Origin of the sequence: Abyssisolibacter fermentans, from assembly GCF_001559865.1 — a bacterium.
GTDB lineage: Bacteria > Bacillota > Clostridia > Tissierellales > MCWD3 > Abyssisolibacter > Abyssisolibacter fermentans.
Genome location: NZ_LOHE01000037.1, coordinates 36580 through 61949, shown reverse-complemented (window position 1 = coordinate 61949; position 25370 = coordinate 36580). Strand labels below are relative to the sequence as shown.

General features: G+C 28.8%; 25 protein-coding genes, 1 riboswitch and 1 other annotated feature. Of the genes, 3 read left to right on the top strand and 22 right to left on the bottom strand.

Annotation, left to right across the window (positions count from 1 at the left end; all coding sequences use genetic code 11):
- Positions 1–25 precede the first annotated feature (25 nt).
- Positions 26–985: a stalk domain-containing protein gene (locus AYC61_RS03900; RefSeq protein ID WP_066497177.1), complete on the bottom strand. Its 960-nt coding sequence runs from the start codon at positions 983–985 to the stop codon at positions 26–28.
- A 544-nt stretch (positions 986–1529) separates the two neighbouring features.
- Between AYC61_RS03900 and AYC61_RS03895 the strand changes: the two genes are divergently transcribed.
- Together AYC61_RS03895 and AYC61_RS03890 are read left to right on the top strand one after the other, a co-directional pair.
- Positions 1530–2054, top strand: coding sequence for an ECF transporter S component (locus AYC61_RS03895; protein ID WP_066497174.1), 525 nt, complete (start codon positions 1530–1532; stop codon positions 2052–2054).
- Positions 2047–2619 carry a class I SAM-dependent methyltransferase gene (locus AYC61_RS03890; RefSeq protein ID WP_066497172.1) on the top strand — a complete coding sequence of 191 codons (573 nt, stop codon included), beginning with the start codon at positions 2047–2049 and terminating at the stop codon, positions 2617–2619. Before AYC61_RS03895 ends, AYC61_RS03890 begins: the two co-directional genes overlap by 8 nt.
- Positions 2620–3011: 392 nt before the next feature.
- Here the strand turns inward: AYC61_RS03890 and AYC61_RS03885 are convergent, their stop codons facing one another.
- The 16 genes from AYC61_RS03885 to AYC61_RS03810 all read right to left on the bottom strand — a co-directional run bounded on the left by AYC61_RS03885 (position 3012) and on the right by AYC61_RS03810 (position 19601).
- Complete coding sequence (locus AYC61_RS03885) at positions 3012–4358, bottom strand: SLC13 family permease (RefSeq protein ID WP_066497170.1); 1347 nt, start codon at positions 4356–4358, stop codon at positions 3012–3014.
- A gap of 576 nt (positions 4359–4934) precedes the next feature.
- Positions 4935–5420: a flavodoxin family protein gene (locus tag AYC61_RS03880; protein WP_066497169.1), complete on the bottom strand. Its 486-nt coding sequence runs from the start codon at positions 5418–5420 to the stop codon at positions 4935–4937.
- A 220-nt stretch (positions 5421–5640) separates the two neighbouring features.
- Positions 5641–6282, bottom strand: a complete 642-nt coding sequence (pcp, locus tag AYC61_RS03875; protein ID WP_066497166.1) for a pyroglutamyl-peptidase I — start codon at positions 6280–6282, stop codon at positions 5641–5643.
- A gap of 52 nt (positions 6283–6334) precedes the next feature.
- Complete coding sequence (locus AYC61_RS03870) at positions 6335–7513, bottom strand: cation:proton antiporter (RefSeq protein ID WP_066497162.1); 1179 nt, start codon at positions 7511–7513, stop codon at positions 6335–6337.
- A gap of 116 nt (positions 7514–7629) precedes the next feature.
- Positions 7630–7690: riboswitch (Fluoride riboswitch) on the bottom strand.
- 933 nt (positions 7691–8623) lie between these two features.
- The gene (nagA, locus tag AYC61_RS03865; RefSeq protein WP_066497159.1) at positions 8624–9775 is read right to left on the bottom strand and encodes an N-acetylglucosamine-6-phosphate deacetylase; all 1152 of its coding nucleotides are present in this window, start codon (positions 9773–9775) and stop codon (positions 8624–8626) included.
- Positions 9776–9849: 74 nt separating this feature from the next.
- Complete coding sequence (locus tag AYC61_RS03860) at positions 9850–10494, bottom strand: HAD family hydrolase (RefSeq protein ID WP_066497158.1); 645 nt, start codon at positions 10492–10494, stop codon at positions 9850–9852.
- A gap of 14 nt (positions 10495–10508) precedes the next feature.
- Positions 10509–11435: a 1-phosphofructokinase gene (pfkB, locus tag AYC61_RS03855; RefSeq protein WP_066497155.1), complete on the bottom strand. Its 927-nt coding sequence runs from the start codon at positions 11433–11435 to the stop codon at positions 10509–10511.
- A gap of 3 nt (positions 11436–11438) precedes the next feature.
- Positions 11439–12293: a tagatose bisphosphate family class II aldolase gene (locus AYC61_RS03850; protein WP_066497151.1), complete on the bottom strand. Its 855-nt coding sequence runs from the start codon at positions 12291–12293 to the stop codon at positions 11439–11441.
- A gap of 28 nt (positions 12294–12321) precedes the next feature.
- Entirely contained in the window at positions 12322–12747 is a 426-nt protein-coding gene (agaF, locus tag AYC61_RS03845; protein ID WP_066497149.1) for a PTS galactosamine/N-acetylgalactosamine transporter subunit IIA, read from the bottom strand.
- 111 nt (positions 12748–12858) lie between these two features.
- On the bottom strand, positions 12859–13674 hold the full coding sequence (locus tag AYC61_RS03840) for a PTS system mannose/fructose/sorbose family transporter subunit IID (RefSeq protein WP_066497145.1): 816 nt from the start codon (positions 13672–13674) through the stop codon (positions 12859–12861).
- Entirely contained in the window at positions 13664–14431 is a 768-nt protein-coding gene (gene agaW / locus AYC61_RS03835; protein ID WP_066497143.1) for a PTS N-acetylgalactosamine transporter subunit IIC, read from the bottom strand. The genes AYC61_RS03840 and agaW overlap by 11 nt, the downstream gene beginning before the upstream one ends.
- Positions 14432–14482: 51 nt before the next feature.
- Entirely contained in the window at positions 14483–14956 is a 474-nt protein-coding gene (gene agaV, locus AYC61_RS03830; protein ID WP_066497139.1) for a PTS N-acetylgalactosamine transporter subunit IIB, read from the bottom strand.
- A gap of 81 nt (positions 14957–15037) precedes the next feature.
- Positions 15038–16219, bottom strand: a complete 1182-nt coding sequence (locus AYC61_RS03825; protein WP_066497136.1) for an SIS domain-containing protein — start codon at positions 16217–16219, stop codon at positions 15038–15040.
- Between the two features lie 160 nt (positions 16220–16379).
- Positions 16380–17108: a GntR family transcriptional regulator gene (locus AYC61_RS03820; protein ID WP_066497135.1), complete on the bottom strand. Its 729-nt coding sequence runs from the start codon at positions 17106–17108 to the stop codon at positions 16380–16382.
- Between the two features lie 365 nt (positions 17109–17473).
- Complete coding sequence (gene cls, locus AYC61_RS03815) at positions 17474–18919, bottom strand: cardiolipin synthase (protein ID WP_082759768.1); 1446 nt, start codon at positions 18917–18919, stop codon at positions 17474–17476.
- Positions 18920–19076: 157 nt separating this feature from the next.
- Positions 19077–19601 carry a hypothetical protein gene (locus AYC61_RS03810; RefSeq protein ID WP_066497132.1) on the bottom strand — a complete coding sequence of 175 codons (525 nt, stop codon included), beginning with the start codon at positions 19599–19601 and terminating at the stop codon, positions 19077–19079.
- Positions 19602–19963: 362 nt separating this feature from the next.
- On the opposite strand from AYC61_RS03810, the gene AYC61_RS03805 reads away from it, so the two are divergent.
- On the top strand, positions 19964–20386 hold the full coding sequence (locus AYC61_RS03805; protein WP_066497130.1) for a DUF4879 domain-containing protein: 423 nt from the start codon (positions 19964–19966) through the stop codon (positions 20384–20386).
- Positions 20387–20491: 105 nt separating this feature from the next.
- Here the strand turns inward: AYC61_RS03805 and AYC61_RS03800 are convergent, their stop codons facing one another.
- The 5 genes from AYC61_RS03800 to AYC61_RS03780 form a co-directional block, all read right to left on the bottom strand.
- Positions 20492–20899: a YjdF family protein gene (locus AYC61_RS03800; RefSeq protein WP_066497128.1), complete on the bottom strand. Its 408-nt coding sequence runs from the start codon at positions 20897–20899 to the stop codon at positions 20492–20494.
- 226 nt (positions 20900–21125) lie between these two features.
- Positions 21126–21644, bottom strand: a complete 519-nt coding sequence (locus tag AYC61_RS03795; RefSeq protein ID WP_066497126.1) for a tryptophan transporter — start codon at positions 21642–21644, stop codon at positions 21126–21128.
- A gap of 461 nt (positions 21645–22105) precedes the next feature.
- Positions 22106–22360: a binding site (T-box leader), on the bottom strand.
- 85 nt (positions 22361–22445) lie between these two features.
- Positions 22446–23066, bottom strand: coding sequence for a HutD/Ves family protein (locus tag AYC61_RS03790; RefSeq protein ID WP_066497125.1), 621 nt, complete (start codon positions 23064–23066; stop codon positions 22446–22448).
- A gap of 25 nt (positions 23067–23091) precedes the next feature.
- Complete coding sequence (locus tag AYC61_RS03785) at positions 23092–23949, bottom strand: class I SAM-dependent methyltransferase (RefSeq protein ID WP_066497124.1); 858 nt, start codon at positions 23947–23949, stop codon at positions 23092–23094.
- A 69-nt stretch (positions 23950–24018) separates the two neighbouring features.
- The gene (locus AYC61_RS03780) at positions 24019–25179 is read right to left on the bottom strand and encodes a pyridoxal phosphate-dependent aminotransferase (protein ID WP_066497119.1); all 1161 of its coding nucleotides are present in this window, start codon (positions 25177–25179) and stop codon (positions 24019–24021) included.
- Between the last annotated feature and the right edge of the window lie 191 nt (positions 25180–25370).

The following is a 25370-nucleotide window of genomic DNA, read 5'->3' as shown; positions in this document are numbered from 1 at the left end:
GATATAAGCTATATTTTATGTCAAATTAAATATAAAAATGATGTAACCCTATTATTTTATAAAATGTTTTATTATTCGTAATCCAATTATTTGTTGATTTAGATGGATTTAAAAAATATAGACAATCTCCTATATTGTCATAGCCTTCCAGAACTTTCTTTGCAGCATTTATACTTTCTTGTGATGGTGTATTATTTATCGAACCATTTAAAACAGGAGAAAATTGATAATAACCTCCCTCTTTATCAAAAACAACTTCCTTTATCGTGTTAGGAAATTCTGAACTCTTTTTCCTATTAAGAATAACATTACCTACTGCTACCTTTCCTTCAAAAGGCTCTCCACCTGCTTCTGCATGTATTATTCTAGATAACCAATATAAATCATCAGAATTTGTTATTTCATTATATGTGCTTTTTGTATCAATCTGAACAGTGTAATTTTTGCTATCCCAATTTACATCTATATCAAAAGCTTTGCATAAAAATCGTACTGGAACGAAAGTTCTTCCATTGTACACATTAATTGGGGCATCAAGCTTTACATACTGTCCGTCAATTTGAGCAGTGTCAGACCATAAAGGAAGAGAAATAGTTTGTCCGTTTTTTTGAATAATAGCAGTTTTATTTGTTTTGTCCCATGATATTATATCAGCATTAAGAGCTTCTGATATTATACGGATTGGAACATATACTCTGTTATTTTCTAAATATGGAAATTGATCAGGTGAGATAAGCTTTCCATTAACCTTAAGATTGATGGTTTTATTAGATGGTTTAACTTTTACCAGCTTGCCTTCATATAACATGTCACCATAGAATTGATTCATATTTTGCAGCTTAGATAACTCTACACCATATTGATTTGCAATTTTCCAATAAGAATCACCGTTCTTAGCTGTATGCATCACATATGAGTTGCCAAATGAATAGGAGGCACTCACAAGAATACAAACAAGTACAAATACAGCTAAAATTTTCCTCATAGTATTCCTCCTTTCACTAATAATACCTTAACATCTGTAGGATTCAATTTCAATGTAAAATAATTGGATATTAGCCTATTTTTAATACAATTCTTGTTTAATTTTCTCTTTTTGGTTAATTTTATTTTGTAAATCGAATAAATATAAAGAGTAATATATTATACTAAGACCACAAGACTAATTTTCAAAAATATATTGAAAATATCAGTATATAAGTTTATAATGTTCTTGTAGACAAGACTAATATGAAAACAAATCTTCAATTTAATTAATTTTTAAAAAACATAAAGGAAATTATAATCTTACTAAGTTTATAATTTCCCACGTGTTATAAGAGAGATATTCTTACCACGAAGGTAGGGCTAATTTTGCCCTACCTTTTTATTATTTAATATAAGTTCAGTAAACTAGCTTTAGCTTTACATTTTAAAAAAATCAGTGGACTCTTACCCACCTGATTGAAACAAAATTATATTATTGTAGAGCTTTAACATGAATAATCTGTATAAAATTAAGATTTGTTCTTTATTAAGGAGATGATTATATGAATAAAACACAAGAATTGACAACTTCTAGTATCTTTTTAGCTTTAGGTTTAATTTTACCATATGTTTTTCATTTAACAGGAATTGCAGGTCCTATACTCTTACCAATGCATATACCAGTTTTACTATGTGGCTTTATTATGGGTGCAAAAACAGGTTTATTAATAGGATTTATTACTCCATTATTAAATTCAGCTATAACAGGTATGCCGCCTGCTTATCCAACAGCTATAGCAATGGCATTTGAATTAGCTGTATATGGTTATTTAACTGGATACCTATTTAAAAACAGAAAACTAAATGTATTTGCAGCTTTAATAATATCAATGTTATGTGGTAGAGCTGTTTCAGGTTTTATTAATTTTATACTATTAACATTTGGAGGTAATGGCTTTGTATTAAAAGGGTTTTTAACTGCGTCCTTCATTAAAGCTATACCTGGTATAATAATTCAGCTCATAATCATTCCATTAATTGTTAAAGTTTTAGAACAAAATAGATTGGGGATGAAAATTCATGGATAATAGAAAGTTTTTTAATGATCTTGCTCATAAATGGGATGAAATAAGTATACATGATAAAAACAAGCTTACTAAAATAATAGAGTTATCTGAAATAAAACCAAATGCTAGGATTTTGGATATAGGAACTGGAACAGGTGTACTAATAAAATATTTACTAGAAAAATCACCATCTCATATACATGCTGTTGATATATCTGAAAATATGATAGCTATAGCAAAAACAAAGTATAATGACAATAGAGTGAAATTTACTAATATAGACGTACATCAATTAAAAGAATCAGGTTTTGATTACATATTTTTATATTCTGTTTATCCTCATTTTCAGGATAAAGATGCTTTATTTTCACACTTAAAATCAATGTTAAATGAAGATGGAAAAATTGTCATTGCTCATTCTCAGAGCAAAGAAGCTATTAACTCTGTTCATAGAGAAAATGAAAATACAAAAAATGATAAATTACCTCCTGTAGAGGTTACCGCTGAAATTATGAGTAAATACTTCAAAATAAATAAAACGGTTGATAATAGTGATATGTATTACATTTCTGGGATAAATAAATAAAACAGCAGTTTTGTATACATAATGCAATTGTGACAATTATGCTACTATACAATTAATTTATAAATTTGCTAATTAGAAAATTGGTTAGAGGAGATAAATATTTAGTATGAAAATCTTCTAAATAGTAGATAAGTTATACTTACAGATTGTTTATTTATTACACATTAGACTATAACATAATAATGAATAGATTTGTGATTTTTTTACTCGGAAAAGGGAGTATTTTTTCAATCTTTATAATGTTAAAATACTCCCTTTTGATATCGTTATAAAAAAACTCTTACCCGCTCCTAAATATGCCTCAGCTGACAAAATCAGCACACCTAGCTTTAATCTTTTTATTATTTGTGTTAAATATTAATCCTAAATTCACAATTCAGTGTACAATATATCTATCTCATTACAAGATTCCACCAAGGAATACATACAAACAGTATCAAGATAAAAGTAAACAAAGTAAGAAAGATACCGTATTTAGCTATTGTTTTAGTATCATATAGACCTTCAGAGTATCCTACCATAATTGTAGCATGGTGGAAAGGCAAAACATATTGAACACTTACTATAGTGTATACAAATAAACACAAAGTATTTTGAGTAGCAAAAATTCCTATATGCGAAATTGTTGGTATTACTACAGATGAAGTTGTAACAGCACTTCCTAAAAGAAAATTGAGTATAAGTGTTATTAAAGTTAAAAAAATAATCGCAAGGTTTCCATTAGATTCTGGCATAAGTGTAATCAACCAATCAGCAAGCATCTTGGCAAAACCACAATGATTTAACACACCACCAACCGAAAAAGCAGCGGTAAAAAATAATAGCAAGCTCCAATTGATACTCTTTATACTGTCTATTCTGATTAATTTAAGCATAACACTTATAACTACTCCTATGCCTAATATAAAAACAGCATTAAGATTGTGTATGCTTTGAGTAGCAAATCCAATTAATATAATAAAGCAGACGATTAGAGCCTTCTTTTGCTGTTTACTGAGAGGTTGAGATATTTTAATATTTGCTGTTGAAAAAGAATTTATAAATAATTCCTTTTTAAAAATAATTAAAAATAGAAAGAATGTTACTATACAACATACAATTGTTGGTATACTCATATATATAGCCCATTGCTCCCAATTAATATTTGCTCCAGCCAATTTTACGACTACATAATTTAAAAGAGTGTCAGCATTTATAAAAAACATTGAAGTAAAAGTTGATGCAGTAAATATGCTAAAAAAGAGAATGCTTTTGGAAGTATTGGAGATATCTTGTTTTGATAAGAACTCTTTATAAAAAGCTGTCAGAAGTATTACTCTTGGAAAAGGTTGGGGAATGAAAAATATCAAAAGAAAACCTGCTACATATGAAAAAAGTACAAGTCTTACAGGTGTAGTTGCCATTTTATTCATTATTTTACGTGAAAATACCTTGGCTGTTCCAGTTGATGTTACTACATAACTTATAAGATACGATAATATTATAAGATAAAAATTCTCAGTCATTGGAAATCTAAATACTATGCTACTAGGTGCTAAATTAAACACAAGACAACTTAACAAAAAAGCACAAGCTATTACACTATTATTTACCGCATTTAACCCCCATAATATAAGAGCTACAAAACATATTACCGTAGCAAATTTCATATTTGTTTCAAATGGCAAAAATGCTATTGAAAATATAGCAAATAAAATTGTAAATATAAGTGTTTTTGGTTTTTTAATAATGCCTTGCATTTTAATGTCCTCCCAACGAAGATGTATTGTCTTTTAAATTCACACATTGAATTTTAACACAATAAAGCATTTTGTCAATAATCTCAATGAATGAAAAAAATAAAATTGACAACGCAACTACATACAAACTATATATTATTATTATAAACATCAAGTACAAAAGCGGCTTACGCCGCGTTAAAAATAGGGTTCTCATATATATTTTTTCTAATCGCATCTACTCTAATCAAACCGTAACCAACTGCTCTAATAACTATTTCAACCAACAAATTCACTAAACTCACCTAAAGAAATCAAACAATCAAATCCTTTAGAAGCTACATGACATTTTTTGACCACGACATTGATGCCATTATTTTTTCATCTTTATATAATCAGAAAAATATAATCATCTTTAAAAAAGCTTCAACACAAAAACATTGAGCCATACTTTCCTCAAAGGTTTACCCTAGCTATTTTAACAATTTTTTTGAACTCTTATTAAAAAAGTAGAACTTTCTTATTATATAAATAATGAGTGTTAAAAATAAACCACTTTATTTTTAACACCCTAAACATAAAACATTATCCTTTAAACTATCTATTCATCAACTCTTTAGCACTTTTAGCAACTCTCTGACCAAAAATCTCTGCTCTTTCCTTCTGTTCCTCTGTTCCATCTTTTATACATACAGGACCAAAATGTGTATATGGCTGTCCTTTACTTGAACCTACAGAAAATACAAACATTCCTTTAACTAATAGCTCAGATATTATTGCAAGTTCAGCATTGTCTGCTCCACCGCCTAAGTAATTTTCTGTAGCAAATACGCTGCCGATTTTACCAGCAAATTTTAACTTGCATGTATCCAACCATTTTTTCATCTGCCATGAATATGATCCAGCATATGTAGGAGTTCCAAATATTACAACATCTGAATCTTCTATATACTCTTTGTCCACTTCCTCAATAGACATACATTGAACCTCAGTATCTTCAACTTTTTTTACACCTTTTGCAATAATCTCTCCAACTTTTTTTGTATTACCAGTCTCACTATGATAAACTATTGAAACCTTCATATACTTCATCTCCTTTAAATATTCAATTATATTTATATTAAACAAAAGTCACTCTATAGAATAAATTTTACTACAAAGGATAATTATTATCAATATCACAAACTGATTTTGACTCAAAAATCTAATAATTCTAATAAGTTACCCTTTTTTATACAACGTTTTTGTTGCTAATAAATCTAGAAAATATAAATCTCGTAGTTTGATGTTTTAGTTTTACATTTTAACATATCGCACCGCCAGATACTATAATATCTTTTTCATTTTCTACCGTAGCTTTTATACTACATTTCAAACCTTTCACAATATTATCCAGAATCATGCTTGGTACATTTTTTTTGCCTATCACCTGCTCAGGAATAAATGGAACATGTATAAAACCACCTTTTATATTAGTGTATTTTTTATTAATCATATATAAAAGTCCATACATAATATGATTGCATACAAATGTTCCAGCAGTATTCGAAATACTTGCAGGTATTAAATTATCATTTATTTCTTTAACCATAGCTTTTATGGGTAAATTAGAGAAATAAGCATTTTTACCATCTTCATATATTTTTTTATCTATTGGTTGATTGTCTTCATTATCAGATATTCTTGCATCATCTATATTAATAGCAACTCTTTCAACTGTAATATCACATCTTCCACCCGCTTGACCTACACATATTACTATATCAGGTTTTTCTTTCTCAATAATTTTTGTTAGTGTTTCAATTGATTTTCTAAATACTGTTGGTATTTCAGCTTTTATTATATGTGCCCCAACTATCTGATCATCTAGCTTTTTTACTGCCTCAAAAGAAGGATTAATTTTTTCACCTCCAAAAGGTTCAAAGCCTGTCATTAATACTTTCATAAAAACCTCCATTTAATCTATATAGCTTATTATGAGCTATTTACTAATCTAATTAATTATCTAATAATCTTTCGGCAGATGCTTTAATACCTATAGCTCCTAATGGTGCTGTAACTAATATTGACAACACTGCTATCGCCAGCATTACATCACCTGCTGCAACACCTAATGCTAATGGTCTAGCACCAATTGCTGCCTGTACTGTAGCTTTAGGTGTATATGATATAACACAAAATAATCTTTCCTTAAAGCTTAACTTAGACCCTGCTGTAGATATTAATACTCCTATACTTCTTCCTATTAGACCAATAAATATAATAACTAGACCTTTTAATCCTGAATCAAGAGCAACACTTGTGTTCACCTCTGCTCCAACTAGTACAAATAATAGTATTTCTGCAAAAACCCATATTTTATTAAATTTACTTGCTAGTCTTTTAGCCTGCACAGGTGATTTTTCTAATAGTATAAACCCTATAGCCATTACACCTAACAGTGCTGCTATCTCTAGCTTACTTTTCAATAAATTTTCAAGAGTTGTAAACAATATTGCTATACCTAAAATGATTAACACTTTTTTAGTGTCTCGTATGCTATACTTTTTAAACAGTTTTACTAATAATAAACCTACAACTATTCCTAACCCTATACCTAATATTATTGAAATAGGAATATTCAATATCTTCAAACCTATGTTTACATGCTTTCCACTATATAATCCTAAGAAGGTTGTAAATATAGTAATTGCAAAAACATCATCTATTGATGCACCTGCTAATATTAAAATTGGAATATTATTCTTTTTGCCAACACCTTTTTCAATATAATGTAACATATGTGGAACTACTACTGCTGGTGATACTGCTGCTATTATAAAACCTAATATACCACCCTGTATAAATGTAAATCCTAATACTTTTGTAGCTAGAAAAGCAATAGTGAAGCCTTCTATAATACCAGGGATACAACTCATTTTAACTGCAGTTTTACCAACTTTATTAAGATTTTCTTTACTTATTCCTAAACCAGCCCTCAATAAAATAATGATTAATGCAATCTTTCTAAAATCACTAGATGCTTTCATTGTATTTACATCTAGCCAATCTAATCCATACGGTCCTATTATCATTCCTAAAACCAACATACCTAAAAGTCCTGGCAGTTTTAATTTTTCAAACAACTTATTTATTAGTAGTCCTAATAAAATTATTATTGCTAAACTAGTAGCCATTTTTTATGCCTCCTTTTGTTTTAGTAATTATGTTATTTAGCTTATTATGAACTAATTTATGTTAATATAATCCCTCCTTAAAACACAAAAAAAACTCCTATTGAAGTATATAAAATACATCAATAGGAGTCATTAGCATTATCTGCGGTTAAGGCGAACTCCATCGCCATATATTAGCTACGTGATTATTATAATATAAATTTAATCTATATACAAGAATAAATATTATTAAATTTAAATTGTTTAAAATAAAAGTGACATACACCGGGTTAATATTGATATTTCTATACATTTATAGCTATTTTATTTATTAAAACACATCTATTAGCTATTGTTCTAATTCTTTGAAGATTTGATATGGTCAAGCTTTGTAGGATTTACAATTAAAATGCTCATCTATTTTCTTTATTCCTTGGTATAGGGTCTTTCTAAGAATCTTCTACGGTTCCATAAAGAACTTGTTTTTTTTTGATTATAAAATCATTGAAGAAACAAGCTCTTAAAGTCGCTCTCCGAAGAAACAATAGATAAACCCAAGTTACATATTGGTTATACTCTTTTTCAGCTATTATTTAGGATCGAATTTAAAACATATCCATATTTAAAACTTACAAAATAATAACTAATCAAACCTCAAATAACTACTATAGCAACTATTTCAACCAACAAATTCATTAGGGCTCAATCTGAGGTTTCTTTGCAGGTGACTTTTAAGAAGTAATTTTTTCAGCGCTTTTATATAATGAAAAAAATTGCTTCTTTACAGGAACAAGCAAAGATTCTCAGATTCGTGCCCCTTCCATTTGGTTATGAATCACCATCATGTAATAACTTCGTACTCACAACGCCTAACCCAAAAAAATCAAACCATTAAATCGTTTAGAAGCTACATGACATTTTTTGACCACGACATTGATGCCTATATTTTTTCATCTTTATATAATCAAAAAATATAGGCATCTTCGAGTAAAAAAAATGTCTTGTAAGGCTTCAACTCAAAAACATTGAGCCACTCTTTCCTCAAAGATTTACCCTAGATATTCTAATAATTTTTGTCGTAAAATTTGTACTATTTATAAAAAATTATGAAATTATCATTTAGCAATTGTTTTATATATTATTATAAACAATTTTACCTTCTATTATTGTCATTACCACATTATAATTATCATCTATAACGGTTAAATTAGCTTTTTTATTTTGTTTAATGCTTCCTATCATATCATCCATTTTCAGTATTTTAGCTGGAACTAATGAAGCCATATGAACTGCATCTATGGGGTCAATATTTACCTTTTGAATCATATTCTTTACGGCATTTATAAGTTTTAATGTACTGCCTGCTAATGAACCTGTCTTTAATCTAGGAATAGAATCTTTCACAACTACTTCAAGTTCCCCTAATATATATTCTCCATCATCAAGTCCTCCAGCCCTCATACAATCACTTATTAAACACACCTTATCTACACCTTTGCATTTAGCTAATATCTTCATAACAGCTGGATTTACATGTATTGTATCTGCTATCAATTCAGTATATACATCATCTATTGCTAACAATGCTCCAACTACACCAGGTTCTCTATGATGCAATCCTCTCATACCATTAAAGGTATGCACACCAATTCTGGCACCATTTTCTATAGCTTTTTTTGTCTGTTCAAAAGTAGCATTAGTATGCCCTAACGAAACTTCTATACCTCTAGCTGTTAAAAATTTAATAGCTTCTATTGTCTTTTCTTTTTCCGGAGCAATAGTTAATATTTTTATACTATTATTAGATGCACTAATTAACTCTTCTAAATCATTAATATCTAAATCTCTAATAAAAGCTTCTGGTTGAGCTCCTTTATGTTCTTTTGTTATATATGGACCTTCAACATATGCACCAATTATTTCTGCTCCATCAACACCTTTTTTCATTGCTTTATCAATATTCTCAACAGCTTTCAATGAACTTTCCCACTTGACAGTCATTGTTGTAGGAAGAAATGCAGTTATTCCATTTTGTGCTAAATACTTAGATATTTCATTTAAGGCTTCATAGGAAGCATCCATTGTATCATAGCTGTTAGCACCGTGGATATGCATATCTATAAGGCCTGGCAAGACTTTATATCCTGTTAAATCCAATATTTCTTGTTTCTCTTTATCCTCTTGGCATATCTGCTCAATGATTCCATCTTTTATAATTAACCCACCATTATTTAAAACTCCATCTTCACTATATATTTCAGTTGCTTTTATGTAGTATTTCATACTCTTCCCCTCTCGATTTTTATATTCTAATCATTAAAACCTTGACTATTCAAAATAATCAAGGTTTTAATTTTCTAATTCAAAATTTCTGATAAACTTTCTAAATTAAATACTGAACATATATAATCAGCCTTGCTCAAATCCTGTTTGCCAGAATTGGCATTTTTATATCCTATACATTTCATATCAGCTGCTTTTGCTGCTTTGACACCATTTGATGAATCTTCTATGACTAAACAATCTTTAGGCTTCTCATTAAAAATGCTAGCAGCTTTAATAAATATTTCTGGATTAGGTTTACCAATAGTAACTTCATCTCCATGAACAAAACCTTCTATATATTCATCTAGTTTAAATTTTTTTATTACAAAGGTTATTATCTCTTTTGGTGAAGATGACGCTATTATCATTTTAATATTATTCTTTTTAAAATATTTCATCCAATCCCTAACACCTTCTACCATTAATAAGTCATTAAGACTGTTTATATACATTTTCCTTTGTAATTTAATCAAATCTTCTAATGATATATTATTATGCAATGAGTAATCATTATAAATCTCTGTCCAAATATCTAAGCTATTCTTACCAATAAAAGAGTCTTTTTTCTCTTGACTTAAACAAATATTGAATTTTTTATATATCTCCTCATCTATTGCAGAATAAATATGCTCTGAATCAACTATAACTCCATCCATATCAAATATTACTAATTTCATAGTAACACTTCCCTCTATATCTTATGCACTTTAATTTTTGAAACTAATTCACTAATAATCTCTATATCAATTTTTCCAGTCTCTTTTTGCATAGCATTTGACATACCACAAGTATTTGCTAGTTTTAATGTATCAATAATACTGTAGTTATTTGATATTCCATATGCAAAGCCTGCTACTGTACTATCTCCTGAACCTACAGGATTTGATACTTCTATTTGAGGTACAATAACTTTATAACTACAATCTTTACTTACATATATCATACCAGCTTCACCAAGTGATACAGCTACATTTTCTGCCCCCATATCTATAAGTATGTTGCTTGCTTTTATAATATCTTCATCAGAATGTATTTTAATATCTGTTATAGCTTCTAATTCTTCTTTGTTTGGCTTTACTAAATAAGGTGATGCTTTTATTCCTTCAATTAAAGTATTAGAACTAGAATCTAATATGAATTTAACATTGCTTTTTTTAGCTTGCATAATTAAATCATAATATATTCTATTGTTTAATCCTTTAGGTATACTACCAGATGCTACAACAACTTCAGTGTTTTTCAAAGTATCTTTGTAAACATTCATAAAATTATATAATTCATTTTGTTTAATTTCTGGACCTTTTTCAAGTATCTCTGCTTGACTGCCGTCTTCTAAAAGAATCCCTAAACAAGTTCTTGTTTCTTCATCAATATCAGTAAAATTTGTTCTTATTCCTAAAACCTTCAACTTTTCCTTTACATATTCACCAGAAAATCCACCTACAAAGCCTAAACAATTAATATCTGCTCCAAGCTGTTTTAAAACCTTAGATACATTTAGCCCTTTGCCACCAGGTACTATAGTATAATCCTCACATCTAAATACTCCATTTTTATCAAAGTTTTTTAATACATAACTTCTATCTATTGATACATTTAAAGTTATAGTAGTAATCATAATTTAACCTCTATTATTACTTTGACACATCAGTATTTTATCAATTACAATTTTCTTCATGGCTTCTTTTGCAGGAATAAAATATTTTCTTGGATCATTTGCATCTGGGTTTTCTATAAAATACTCTTTAATTGCATTTGCATAAGGTATTTTTAATTCTGTAGCTATATTTACTTTGCATATACCTAATTCTATACATTTTTTTACACTTTGCTTTGGAACACCTGAAGCACCATGTAAAACTAGTGGTACATCTACTACTTTTCTTATCTCACTAAGTCTATCATAGTCTAGTTTTGGTTCTGATTTATATAAACCATGAGCTGTACCTATTGCTACAGCCAATGAGTCAATGCCTGTTTTTTGAACAAACTCTCTTGCCATTGCTGGATCTGTAAGCTCTGATGCCCCTTCTCTTACTATCAAATCATCCTCTTGCCCAACAAGTTTCCCAAGCTCTGCTTCTACGGTAACATCATATCTATGTGCATAATCAACAACTTCTCTTACCAATTTAATGTTGTCATTAAAAGAATGCTTTGAAGCATCTATCATTACAGATTTACAACCTAAATCTATAGAAGCTTTTATTTCATCAAATTTCTCATGGTGATCTAAATGAAATGCAACTGGAACATTTGATAATTTAGCTCCTATTCTTATAATTTCTTTCAAATATTCACTGCCTGCAAATTTTACAGTTCCAGGTGTTGCAGCCAGAATAACAGGTGACTTCATTTCATTTGCTGCATCTATTACTGTCTGTATCGTCTCCAAGTTGTGAATATTAAATGCTGGAACAGCATAATTATTTTTTTGTGCATCTATTAGCATTTGTCTAGTTGATACTAAAAACATTTATTAATCCCCCTATCTGGCTATATATCTATATACCATCACATTCATCTTGTTTATTACTTTTTTTATTTAGCTTAAAAGTTACAATTTGTTTTTTGCCTGTTTCTATACTTCTATTCATTAAACTTTCTGCATCAAAGCCATCTCTATCAAAAACAATCTCAAGTAGCATTGGTATATTTGTACCTGCTACAACTTGGCAATTCTTAGTTGCTAATGATATTTCTACGCTTTTTTTAAATGGTGAGCCTCCAGGAATATCTGTAAAAAATAGATATCCATCAACATTCATTTTTGCCATACTGTTTTTTATATTATCTTCTAAATCTATAACAGAATTTGTTTTTTCAAAGTCAACAGCTTCCAAATTTCCTTGTTTACCAACTACTAATTCTAATGCTGACTTCATTCCTGTTGCAAAATTTCCATGACCGCAAATAATTATTCCTAACATGACTAATCTCCTATTCAGTATGATATTATCAATCTTTTTCCTATAATCAATTACATTGTCCATAATTATTAGGAAGACTTACGTTTAAACGTGATAAGTCTTCCTTGTTTATTATAAAATACCTATATATTTTCCTACTACTCCAATTACAACTGTTAAACCAATAAGTTTAACTGGTGATAAACCTTTTTTGATTAAGTAGTACATCAACATAGTATACGCAAACGGTAACATCTTAGGCATAACTTTATCTAATACATCAGCTTGTAATGCTACACTAGCTTTACCTGCTTTTATAACTAATGTTGTATTTAAATTGATATATGAAGCGATTAAAGCACCTACAACTGTTAAACCTATAATTGAAGCGCCATGTGAAACAAACTTAGTACCTTGCTTTAACTTTGCAATTGCACTTACACCTGTTTTATAACCATAATGCATTAGACCAAATCTTAATCCAAAATGGACTATATTAAAGATTAATAAAAATACAATTGGTCCAGCTACATTTCCATCTATAGCAAGTGATGCACCAATACCAGCTGATATCGGTAACAATGTTAACCAAAATAAAGCATCTCCAATACCACCAAGTGGTCCCATAGTTGCAATTTTGATACCTCTGATACTATCAATGTTTTCTTTTGCTTCTTCCATAGCTATAACAATACCCATAATAAATGTTACTAAAAATGGATGAGTATTAAAGAATTCCATATGTGATTTCATAGATTTTGATAAATCATTCTTGTTTTTATGAATCTTTTTTAGTCCAGGTGCTAAACTGTATAACCAACCTGCTGCTTGCATCCTTTCATAGTTAAAAGATGCTTGTAAAAGTAATGACCTCCAAGCCATTTTATTTAAATCTTTTTTGTTTATAACTTTTGGTTTTGATAAATCTTCATAAGTATTAGATGCCATCAGTCATTACCTCCTTTTGAGCAGCATTAGATTCCTTAGATTTATTTGCATAAAAATCATACAATGCTATAGCTGTTGCCAATAAAGCTACTGCTAATATTGAAAGGTTTAAATATGTTACTAATATAAATCCAACGATTAAGAAAGCTACATACTCTTTCTTTAACATTATTTTTAATAATATTGCAAATCCTATAGCTGGCATCATACCACCTGCTACACTTAATCCATCTATAAATGTTTGTGGTAATAATGCAACCATGCTTGCTGCTGAATCTGCTCCGAAATATATTGGTAAGAATGCACAAATAAAATAACTAATAAATAATATTGTAAGTCCTAAATAATTAATTTTATCTATTCCTTTTAAATTAGCTTTTTCAGCATATTCATCTGCTTTATGCATAACTGGTGAAAATGCTGTGAATAATAATGTAATTCCAGCTTGAGCTGCTAAAGCAAATGGCACTGCAATACCAACTGCTACATTTGGATCTTGTTTAGATAATATTGCAAACGATGTCCCTATGATTCCACCAATAACTACGTTAGGAGGCTGTGCTCCTGCTAAAGGTACCATACCCATCCATACTAGTTCTAGCATACCTCCTGCAATTAAACCTGTTCTAATATCACCTAAAATAATACCAACTACAACTCCAGTTACAACTGGACGGTGAATATGTGTAAGACCATTAAATAAGTCAATACCTGTTATGCCTGCCCAAAGGGCAATTAATAGTGCTTTTATTAACATATTTGCCACCTCGCTTATAATTTTTATATAAAAGAATCTATTAAGATTCAACTATATCATTTTTATTATGTTCACTCCTTTATCATCAGGTACTCCTCTTAAATCTAATTCAACACCGAGCTTATCCAATTCTTTAAGAATATTTATATCATCTTCATCTACTGATACTGTAGGAGCTATTTGTTTTTTCCCTTCAGAATAATGCATATTTCCTATATTAACCTTATCTATAGGTACTCCGCCTTTAACTAATCTCAAAACATCCTGAGGAGTTTTACAAACTAAAAATATTTTTTGTGAAGCTGAAGCTTTATGAATTACATTAATAGTCTTTTCAATAGAAAAGTATCTAGTTGAAACTGTATCAGGCACAACCATATCCATTAAACTTTGTTGAACCTCATCATTTGAAACTTCATCATTTGCAACTAATATTAGATTTGCTCCTAACCAATTAACCCAAGTTACACCAACTTGTCCATGCACTAACCTATTGTCTATTCTTGTCCATAAAATATTTGGCATATAAACACCTCTTTCTATAATTTTATAATTATTATAAACCTATTATTTCTGCATGTATACGCGGATTATTTTCCACCTATACTAATTACCATTAAACTCGTGTATTGTAACACCTTTAACTACTCTATTAACAGATCCATCAGGACTTGGATTATCAGGATTAACCCCTAATTTTATAGATTTAAAAATAGCGAATATTTGTGCATTTAGTATATAATCAAATACTAAGAAGCTGTCATCTTCATAATCAACTTTTTCTTTTTCAATGCATATATAATAATCACATGACTCTTTCACTAATTTATCTTCGTATGATGTTACAGCTAAAACTTTATGTCCGCCATTCTGAGTATATATTTCCTTTAGAAAATCAATTTCATACTTTCTTGCATAGCTGTCATTTGAAAGATAAATAATAACTAATGTTTTATCATCAACTATAGACTTGGGACCATGTCTAAAACCTAAACAAGAATCAAATGAAGTTGCTACTTTACCACTTGTTAACTCTAATATTTTTAAAGCTGATTCTCTGGCCAATCCCTTTAATGCATTAGCCCCTAAATAAACAACTCTTTTTAAGTCTAATTTAGACACTTCTTTTAATAATTCAATATTACTTTGTAGAACATTTTCTCCATTTAAAATTATCCTATCTATTTGTTCTTGCAAATCATCTAATTTTTCTAAATTAAAAATTAATAAAGTAGATAATACCATTGATGTAAAGCTGCTAGTCATTGCAAAGCCTTTATCATTTGAATCATTTGGCATTAGAATAACAAATTCTTTTTCTCTCTCTTGACATGTTTTTGCTAATTCGCCATCTGGATTACAAGTCAATACAATGTGATATAGATTATCTATTAAATCACGTGCTAGATTTGCAGTAGCAACACTCTCTGGACTATTACCTGATCTTGCACAAGATATTAACAAAGTAGGTATATCTTTTTTAAAATAACACTCAGGATGCGAAACTATATCGGTAGATTCTATCATTTCAATTTTATTACATATTTTTTTATCCAAGTATGGAACAGTACAATCTCCAACAAAAGCTGAGCTTCCAGCACCTGTTAATATTATTCTTAGATCTTCATGTTTAAAAGCTTTATTTAGAAAAGTTTGTATTTCATTTTTTCTATCTTTTATAATCTCATATGTTTCTTTCCAAATTCTTGGTTGGTTGTTAATTTCTAAAGCTGTAATCCCAGCACCAAGCTTGTCTAATTCTTCTTTTTGGTATCCTAAATACGTCATAATCTTTCCTCCTATGGTCATAATGTTGTTATGTGGTCATGATAAGTTGTGTCAAAAAAAATATATTTTGTTTCTTCTGTTACTTATATTGGTTATATTGTTATGTGGTACGTATCAGTTATGTTTTAATTTTACCTTATAAAAATATATATGTCAAATATTATTTTTCTAAAACTACTCTATATTTAAATTTATCTCCTCTAGCAATACTTATAGTATATTCTATAATATTATTGCCTTCAAAGGTAATTCTCTCTGTCATCATACTTGGTGAATTAATAGCGTTTTGAAGCAAAGCTGCTTCATTTTCTCTTGTAAGCACTGGTCTAAAGCTTTCTTCAGCTTTTGTAAATATTGCATTGTATCTTTTGGTAAATATATCATACATAGCTTCTCTTTCTAAATCTTCTCTAGTAATACCAACAAATCTATTATAAGGTATATGACTTGTCTCCACAATCATTGGCTTATTATCTGCTAATCTAAGCCTTGTAAATTTATATATTTTGTCCCCTTCATTCATATTCATCTTTTTAGCTGTTCTTTCATTCAATCTTGTTATTTCAAAATCTAAAACTTTAGTAGAAGGAGTTTTGCCTAGCTTCTTCATTTCTTCTGTAAAGCTATAAAACTTCAATAAATCTTGTTTAAATCTTTCACCAGAAACAAATGTACCTTTTCCATGCTGTTTATATATATATCCTTCCTTTTCTAATTCAAGAATTGTCTGTCTCACTGTGGCACGGCTTATATCATAGATTTCACATAATTCTCTTTCTGAAGGAAGCTTGTCATTTTCTTTATATTTTCCACAATTAATATCATTTATAATGATATCCATTAACTGATAGTATAATGGTACTCTATCTCCTTTTTTTATCTTTGACATAATGTCACCTCATAGTTAGTTTTCATTTTTTTGTACTGTGGTACGTACCTTTTATTATATAATATTACATTTCTATTTTAGTGTCAACATTAATTTATATATTAACCCTGATTATTCATATAACTTTGAATAGTATGCTGTATAATTTTGAATTATGAGCAGAGAACTAAAATCTATGATTTTATGTGAATCGCTTACTCATTCTTGGAATGAGTTTCTGATTTGCCGCTTATTCATTCGAAGAATGAGGTTCATTTATAAAAGGTATTTAATTTTCTATGAATAATCTGGGATTAAACATCAATATTAAAAAGTTGTCTGTATTCCCATTTTGAAAGAGCCCAGCTTTAAATCACATTTTTGTATTAAAGAATTGGCGATAATAATCTTGATATAGCTTCCTTTATTTTTATTATTTTAGAACGATTTTTATATAGTTCTTTCGTTATCTCACTTGAATTTTTTATATCATCTTTAAATACTGATATTAGATTTTCTGAAACTTCTCTGTCGTAAATTAGTGCATTAACTTCAAAATTAAGCTTAAAACTTCGTATATCAACATTAGCTGTCCCTACAGAGCATATTTTTCCATCAACTACAAATGTTTTAGCATGTAAAAACCCTTTATTATAAACGTAAGCTTTTACACCAGCTTTTAGCAGCTCTCCTATATATGAATATGTAGCCCAATAAACAAACATATGATCAGGCTTATCCGGAATCATTATTCGCACGTCTACTCCTGATAAAGAAGCAATTCTTAGTGCCTCTAAAAAACTACCATCAGGTATGAAATAAGGAGTTTGTATGTAGAGACTTTTTTTTGCTGAATAAATCATTTTCAAATATGCATACTTAATTTGCTCTTGCTCTGAATCAGGACCGCTTGATACAATCTGTATACCTGCATCACCTTTATGATCTGCGTTTTTAAAATATTTTGATAAATTATCAAATTTTTCTTTTGAAGCATATCTCCAATCTTCTAAAAACCTACTTTGTAAACTGTATACAGCTTCACCTATTATTTTTAGATGAGTATCTCTCCAATATCCCAATCGTTTATTTAAGCCTAAATATTCATCACCAATATTAAAACCACCAACAAATCCATATTTACCATCTATTATTACTATCTTTCTATGATTTCTATAATTAACCCTTAAATTAACATAGGGTATTTTAGAGGGAAAAAAAGCTACTGTTTTTCCTCCTGCTTCGTCTAATTTTTTTAATAATTTTCTTGATATCAAACGACTACCCATAGCATCATATAATAATCTAACTTCGACTCCTTCTTTAGCTCTTTTAATTAAAGCGTATAAGATTTTTTTACTTAATCCATCATTTTTGATTATATAATACTGAATATGTATATGCTCTTTTGCTTCATTTATAGCTTTTAAAAGGTTATCGAATTTCACTTTACCATCAGTGTAAACTTCGATATTGTTGTTTTGAGTAAAAAGGGAATAGTTATCTACTAAATTCATATATATCATATCTTTATATTCATACATCAAATTATCTTTGAATTCAATATTGTTATTTCTTAATAGTTCAATTTCACTATTTATGAGATTTTTTAGATTTTCTTTTTCAAATTTATTAAATCTAAATATCTTCTTTTTAGCAATATTTTGTGAAAACAGTAAGTATAAAATAAATCCGACACCAGGAACAAATAATAGCACCATTATCCATGCCCAAGCAGACGCTGGATTTTTCCTTTCTAAAAAAATTACAGCAAAAGCTAACACTATATTTAAAAACATAAGAATAGATACTGATGATGCAAATATATTCACAATAAAAACCCTCCCCAATGATGTAGGTATATATAATAGATATTTTATAGTATTATTTACATCAACTCAATATATTAATTAATTTTTTATGAATTGTATTATGAAACTATGAATATTTTTAAAAATTATCCGTAATTTTCTAGAGATTTATTATCACTTAATACTTATCTTTATTAAAAATTGATAATAGTTCATTCTTGTATTTTTCTAATTGATCTAAATATCTTAATACAGCTATTCTATTAAATCTATTTTTATTTTTTTTCCATTCTTTTGCTAATCCAGAATCTACTATAAAGCTACCTATAGCAGTAAGTCCTAATATTTTAAACCATCCACCGAATATTATTCTAGTCAAAAAGAAAATTACAAGTCCAATTACAATACCCAAAACAATATAAGGAAATTTGGAAGGATCATTTAAATCAATATTTCTTAATTTTATTCTTGATAAAACTTTTTTTATTTCATCACCTAGCTCAGGGGTTTGTTTAGCTACACTATTTAACCAAACACCTTCGGATTGAACATCACTATTCCATTTATCTACTTCCTGTTTTATTAAAACATTTATTTTTGATAACTTAATAGTATCCTTAGTCTTTGAAGTCTTCACCATTTCAGCTTTAATAATTGATTCTAATTTACTCCATTGCTTATCAAAATCATTTTTGAAATCCATAATTTTTTCACTCCCTATTTTCACCTTTCAAGCACTAACTATATTTTAAACTACCAAAATCATTGATTGGTAATAAGTTTATATTTATAATTTATTCTTTTAAAAAACTCTATATGAGCTAAAATTTAGGTTCTGCTCTTAATTCAGACCTATACATCATATTTATTTAAAAAGTTATATAAATAATTGAGGTTAAAATGAAATTATTACATTTTAATTAAAATTGTTGTATTTTTTATTTTTTTACATTTTTTTCTATTGTCTTGTGATATATTAAATATTGCAATATAAGTTGAATTAATAAATTTAAGCATAAAATAATTAGTTCAACTTATATAAAAAACAAATAGGAGGTATGCTTCATGAAAAAAATAGTAAGTTTCATTTGTGTTACTGTGCTGTTATTTGCATTATGCACGGCAAGTTTTACAGCATCAGCTCCACCATTAACACAATTAGGAATGTATGGGGTTGAATCAGCTCAAGGAGGAGCTGAATACATTACATCATCAACTCAATTTTCTACAGTAAATGACCACGGTGGAAATCCATTTTATATATATACTTATGAAATTGGATACAGTCAAAATCGAATTGCCAAATTAAACGGTTCTATGCTCAATCAGGTTGGCTCACAAGCTATTGATTTAAATGGAGATAGTATAATTGACGGATATTATCGTATATGGGATGCTAGCGGGCATACTGGTGGTACTTTTACCTACCAAGCTACATCTATTAACTCTCCTTGGAATACAATGTCTACTAGTATATATATACAATAATAAGTTGATAATAATGAAAGCTAAGAACAAAATCTTCAATAATAAATATTTTTCAAACAAAAAAAACTAAAGCATATAAGTACACACCTATATGCTTTAGTTTCTTTAATGTCCTCTTTTTTTCTTTTTCTTTTTTTCATGCTTAATTTGATATTTAATCTCTTTTTCTCTCTCACGTTTTTCTTTTGAAGATATTTTTCTCTCAAGTTTATTTTCTTCACGAGCTTTATTTATTGCTTGTTGAGCTTTGGTACCAATTCCTTTAGTTTGTGTTTCCTTACGAACCTTTCTTTGAAGTCTTTTGGGATTAATTTTTTTAGTAGTTTTCATATCTACTGACATTGGTTTACTAAATCTGAGATTATAATAACTACTAAGTATGAATTCATATACTTCGTAATCTTTAGGTTCACTCCCAAATACAGTTTTAGCAATCTCAAGCTTTCCATTTTCAATTCTTTCAAAGACTCCAACCCAAAACGGTTCTTCAAAATAGACTGTTAATTTGTTCATTTTCTTTTCCTCCTGTTAAGTAAACCCAATTTCTAATTAGGGTTAAAGCTTTTTAAGAACGGACAACCCACAGGAGGGAAGGTTACTGACGAGCATATGTCGCATCCGGACTACCAACCGAATTGTGTTTTTATCTTAAGCTTTTATTTAAATGCAGATTATTCATGAATATATGAATAATCTGTTTCATTTATATTATATATATTTAGGCATTTATAATCAATAACTATGCAGATGCCTTTCTATTTACTATTTTCAAGCTGTAAGCAACAACATTATATATCACCAAGGTAATAACAACATTACTTATTGAAGTAGGAAGCACTATACCTAAAAACAACGCCTTAAAAGGTGCTGGAAGACCTACTATCAACAATGCTGAATATAAAAATACACTACCACTAACTATAGTTCCTATAAAGCTAATTATACCTATTGATATCTTATTTAAGCTCACTTTTTGAGCTAGTTTAATTAAAATTAAAACAACAAAGCATGTCACAATCTTATCAATTACATTCGGTATTTGCCCACCAGGAAAAGTAGTTGTCAGTGATGTAAATAATCCTCCTATAAAAGCAGTTAGTATACAATTGTTTAAGGTTGGATTTATAAATATTGCTACAAATATAAATGATAACATTAAATCAAATTTCATACTACCTAAAACACCAGGTGTTATTTGATGTAGTATTAAACCAACAGCCAACAATAAAGCAGTAAAAATATTTTTTCTTAAATTCATATGAAATCTCTCCTTTTATTTTTAATTTATTAGTTAAAATATTTTCTTTATAATTTTTCATTGATCTTCATACCATAAATAACACCTCCTTTAAAATCAGATTATTAGTTAGTTACAAAACTCTATACTACTTATAAATTCTATGTTTACATATTTTGAAGTAACTCAGTTTCCCTATATGATAATTGTAAAAGCTACCAATTATAGTTACTAGGGAACCATCTCATGTTTCTTTGAAAGCGTGACTTCAAGAGTTCGTTTCTTCATCGCTCTCACTTAAATCATAAGAAACGGGCTCTTGTCGGAACCGTCAAAGATTATGAGATGGGTCCCCTCACCAAAAACTTATAAGCTAAACGATTAATGTTATCTACACATTATATTTAAATATTTGTTCTGCAACTACCTAAATCAGATTATAGTTAGTAGTAAAAACAAAAAAACAAAAAATCCTTCAATCCCAAAGGGACGAAAGATTTGATTTCCGCGGTACCACCCAAATTAGGTAATATTAACTACCTCACTTATACAAATACGGAGCTAATGCTCGATATCCTGATTCTGTAACGAGAATCCCTCGACTTCAGTTACTAACTTCATAGCTTTCACCTAGTTCCTCACAGGTCCATTCATTAAAATTATAATATCGGTCTTCCACCAACACCGATTCGCTTAACTCATAATTTTTAACTACTACTCCTGTTCAACGGATTAATTATATTTATAATAGTAAAGCGTTAAATTCCTAAAAACTATTTTCATTAACTATAACATACTATTTTATGAATTGCAATGCTTTTTTTAGTACCAAATACAAGCATATATTATATCAGATTCTATGGCATCTTCATTATAAATACTGAAATATTGATTTTTTTGGGTATCTTTACTTGTTATTAATATTGCATCTCCTTTACTTATAGTAAATATTTCATTGGATGGAATTCTAATGTTTATATTACCATTTACACAGTATATTGCTTGAGTCAATTTTGAAAATCCATTTGCTTTATTATTTATTTCTATTTTTTTGACATTATCATTTGCTATATGTACAGCCTCTAACTCACCTTTACATTCTCTGTTAGTCATCAAATTAAAATCTGTTACTCTACCATAACTTTTAGTTATCCAACTACCGCTAAAGCTATCTTGTTCAAATGGCTTTAATAAGCATTCATGATGACCTTCATGCTTCAAAACAAACTCACCATCAATTATCATAATTATTCTATTTATATTTGGTAGACTTGTAAAAACAGATTCTTCAGCTTCAACCTTTGCCGAACTAATCCTCCAAAGAAAATTTCTTTCACTATACAACGCATCCTTTGGATATATTGCTATCTCTGTTGTTGTCCCCCCTGACCAATTACTAACTTTGAATTCATTTTTTCTTATTACTTCAACTTTATAAGTCATTTCATCAGAACCTTTCTATAGCTGTCTATTTTCTACCATATGCGTATATAACAGGCATATTAAAATGAAATTTGCCATCTTCTTTTTTAAAATTCTCTAATCCATTACAAATATCCTTTTCAAATTGTTTAAACTTGTTATCTCCTAGTTCTTTAATTTCTTGAAATATTGCTCGTACAGCATTTGCCCACATATCACTCCACCATTCATTTTTATCTCTATATATGACATCATTTACTTCCTCAAAAACCTGAATATCTTTAAATCCTGCATCTTGTAAAATTTGAGTTATACCTTTAACTGTATTCAAGTTTTGTTTATTTGATTCTTGCTTTTCTTCTGTATCCTCTTTCTTTTCACTATCTTCATTTGGTAAATATTTATCTGTTATATCTGATAACCATTCTTGATCTGTTTGTACACCCCAATAACTAAAGCTAACTTGTCCATTAGTTTTTAGAACACGTTTTATTTCTTTAAATTTGACATCACTAAAAAGAATATAAGCTAATATAAAACCACCAATAATATTGTCAAAGCTTTCATCATCAAATTCAAGCTTATCAGCATCCATATATAAAACCTCTGCATTATTAATATTTTGCCTTTTAATTATTTTGTCTGTTTCTCTAACCATTACTTCAGAATTATCTATACCTATAACTTTTCCTTCTTCATCAACTTTTTTAATAGCAGGAAATAAAGAAGCTCCTTTACCCATTCCAATATCTAAAATTTTTGTACCTTTATTTATACTAGAAAGCTCAACTAGTCTATTTCCAAACTCACCCCAATAATTAGGTCCAATTTCATTAAAAGTTGGAGCTACCTCATCCCATAATTTAATATATTGTTCTTTAATTTCTTGTTTGTTGTTATCCATACCCTCATCCTTTCTTTTTTATCCCATTTTTTAAACTAGCTTAATGAATTAACATTTTTAAGATATTTACTAAGAAAAGATACTCATCTCTTCTATTCTATCAAAAGCTTCTTTTAATTGTTCTATGCCAGCAGAAACAGCTATTCTTATATAGCCTTCTCCACAATCTCCAAACGCATTTCCAGGTAGAACCAATACATGTGCTTCATGTAATATTCTATCCGCTATCTCCGTAGAACTTAAACCTGTCTTTTTTATATTTATAAAAGCATAAATACTTCCTCTTGGCGGCAATATTGACATGTTTGGTATGCTTTTAATTCTATCATATACATAATAAATTCTTTTTTTATACTCTTTGATTATAAGAGGCTGAACTTCTTTTCTCATTCTTAAAGCGTGTAATGCAGCTCTTTGTGATATTGATGGTGCAGTATATACATTATTTTCATTTACATCATTCATAGTATTTATTATCATTGTTGGAGCTAAAACATAACCTATACGCCATCCTGTCATACAAAAATCTTTAGAAAAACTGCTTACTGTGATTGTTCTTTCCTTCATATTACCTATTGTTGTTATTGGTATAAATGGCTTATCATAGCTAAATGCTGTATAAATATCATCTGCTATAACAATAAGGTCATATTTTACAGCAATATCTGCTATAGCCTTTAAAGTTTCTTTGCTAAAACATGTTCCTGTTGGATTATTTGGAGTATTTATCATTATAGCTTTAGTTTTATTTGTTATTAATTTTTCTAATCTTTCAGTATTTACCTTGAATTCTTCATCTTCATAAGTATTTAGTACAATAGGTTTACCTCTGACCAATCGGATTTGCTGAGGGTATAGTGTGTAATATGGTGCATGAATTATTACCTCATCCCCATCATCTAATATTGATTCTAGAACAAGCCACATAGCATGTCCACCACTTGTAGTTATCATACATTCTTCTGATTTAACTTCATAGTTATAACAATCCTTATAATAACGACATATCTCTCCTCTTAACTCTAAATCCCCAAGAGCATCAGTATAGTGAGTATGACCTTTTTTAGCATCTTCAAAAGCAGCATTAATAATTCTTTCATCTGTTGTTAAATCAGGATCTCCTAAGCTTAAATTAATTAAATCATGATATTCTCTCGTACGACTACAACTTTTCCCCATAGGAGTAGAAAAATCGGTCCAATACCTTTTAGAAATAAATTTATGTTTCAATTCAAAACCCCCTTGTAATAATTCATTTCTATCAATGATGATGTATCTTGTTCAAATCATAACTATTTTTTAATTAAAGCTCCTATCTTGACTATAACTATTTTAATTACTACCCATAGAAGGTAGTATATAAATATTATACCATAAATGTTATATTTGTTTTAAAACAATAAATTATTATATTAAAGTTA

Excerpts from the sequence above, each read along its gene's own strand:
- AYC61_RS03900 (WP_066497177.1), bottom strand. The coding sequence starts at position 985 with ATGAGGAAAATTTTAGCTGTATTTGTACTTGTTTGTATTCTTGTGAGT.
- AYC61_RS03895 (WP_066497174.1), top strand. The coding sequence starts at position 1,530 with ATGAATAAAACACAAGAATTGACAACTTCTAGTATCTTTTTAGCTTTA.
- AYC61_RS03890 (WP_066497172.1), top strand. The coding sequence starts at position 2,047 with ATGGATAATAGAAAGTTTTTTAATGATCTTGCTCATAAATGGGATGAA.
- AYC61_RS03885 (WP_066497170.1), bottom strand. The coding sequence starts at position 4,358 with ATGCAAGGCATTATTAAAAAACCAAAAACACTTATATTTACAATTTTA.
- AYC61_RS03880 (WP_066497169.1), bottom strand. The coding sequence starts at position 5,420 with ATGAAGGTTTCAATAGTTTATCATAGTGAGACTGGTAATACAAAAAAA.
- pcp (WP_066497166.1), bottom strand. The coding sequence starts at position 6,282 with ATGAAAGTATTAATGACAGGCTTTGAACCTTTTGGAGGTGAAAAAATT.
- AYC61_RS03870 (WP_066497162.1), bottom strand. The coding sequence starts at position 7,513 with ATGGCTACTAGTTTAGCAATAATAATTTTATTAGGACTACTAATAAAT.
- nagA (WP_066497159.1), bottom strand. The coding sequence starts at position 9,775 with ATGAAATACTACATAAAAGCAACTGAAATATATAGTGAAGATGGAGTT.
- AYC61_RS03860 (WP_066497158.1), bottom strand. The coding sequence starts at position 10,494 with ATGAAATTAGTAATATTTGATATGGATGGAGTTATAGTTGATTCAGAG.
- pfkB (WP_066497155.1), bottom strand. The coding sequence starts at position 11,435 with ATGATTACTACTATAACTTTAAATGTATCAATAGATAGAAGTTATGTA.
- AYC61_RS03850 (WP_066497151.1), bottom strand. The coding sequence starts at position 12,293 with ATGTTTTTAGTATCAACTAGACAAATGCTAATAGATGCACAAAAAAAT.
- agaF (WP_066497149.1), bottom strand. The coding sequence starts at position 12,747 with ATGTTAGGAATAATTATTTGCGGTCATGGAAATTTTGCAACAGGAATG.
- AYC61_RS03840 (WP_066497145.1), bottom strand. The coding sequence starts at position 13,674 with ATGGCATCTAATACTTATGAAGATTTATCAAAACCAAAAGTTATAAAC.
- agaW (WP_066497143.1), bottom strand. The coding sequence starts at position 14,431 with ATGTTAATAAAAGCACTATTAATTGCCCTTTGGGCAGGCATAACAGGT.
- agaV (WP_066497139.1), bottom strand. The coding sequence starts at position 14,956 with ATGCCAAATATTTTATGGACAAGAATAGACAATAGGTTAGTGCATGGA.
- AYC61_RS03825 (WP_066497136.1), bottom strand. The coding sequence starts at position 16,219 with ATGACGTATTTAGGATACCAAAAAGAAGAATTAGACAAGCTTGGTGCT.
- AYC61_RS03820 (WP_066497135.1), bottom strand. The coding sequence starts at position 17,108 with ATGTCAAAGATAAAAAAAGGAGATAGAGTACCATTATACTATCAGTTA.
- AYC61_RS03810 (WP_066497132.1), bottom strand. The coding sequence starts at position 19,601 with ATGGATTTCAAAAATGATTTTGATAAGCAATGGAGTAAATTAGAATCA.
- AYC61_RS03805 (WP_066497130.1), top strand. The coding sequence starts at position 19,964 with ATGAAAAAAATAGTAAGTTTCATTTGTGTTACTGTGCTGTTATTTGCA.
- AYC61_RS03800 (WP_066497128.1), bottom strand. The coding sequence starts at position 20,899 with ATGAACAAATTAACAGTCTATTTTGAAGAACCGTTTTGGGTTGGAGTC.
- AYC61_RS03795 (WP_066497126.1), bottom strand. The coding sequence starts at position 21,644 with ATGAATTTAAGAAAAAATATTTTTACTGCTTTATTGTTGGCTGTTGGT.
- AYC61_RS03790 (WP_066497125.1), bottom strand. The coding sequence starts at position 23,066 with ATGACTTATAAAGTTGAAGTAATAAGAAAAAATGAATTCAAAGTTAGT.
- AYC61_RS03785 (WP_066497124.1), bottom strand. The coding sequence starts at position 23,949 with ATGGATAACAACAAACAAGAAATTAAAGAACAATATATTAAATTATGG.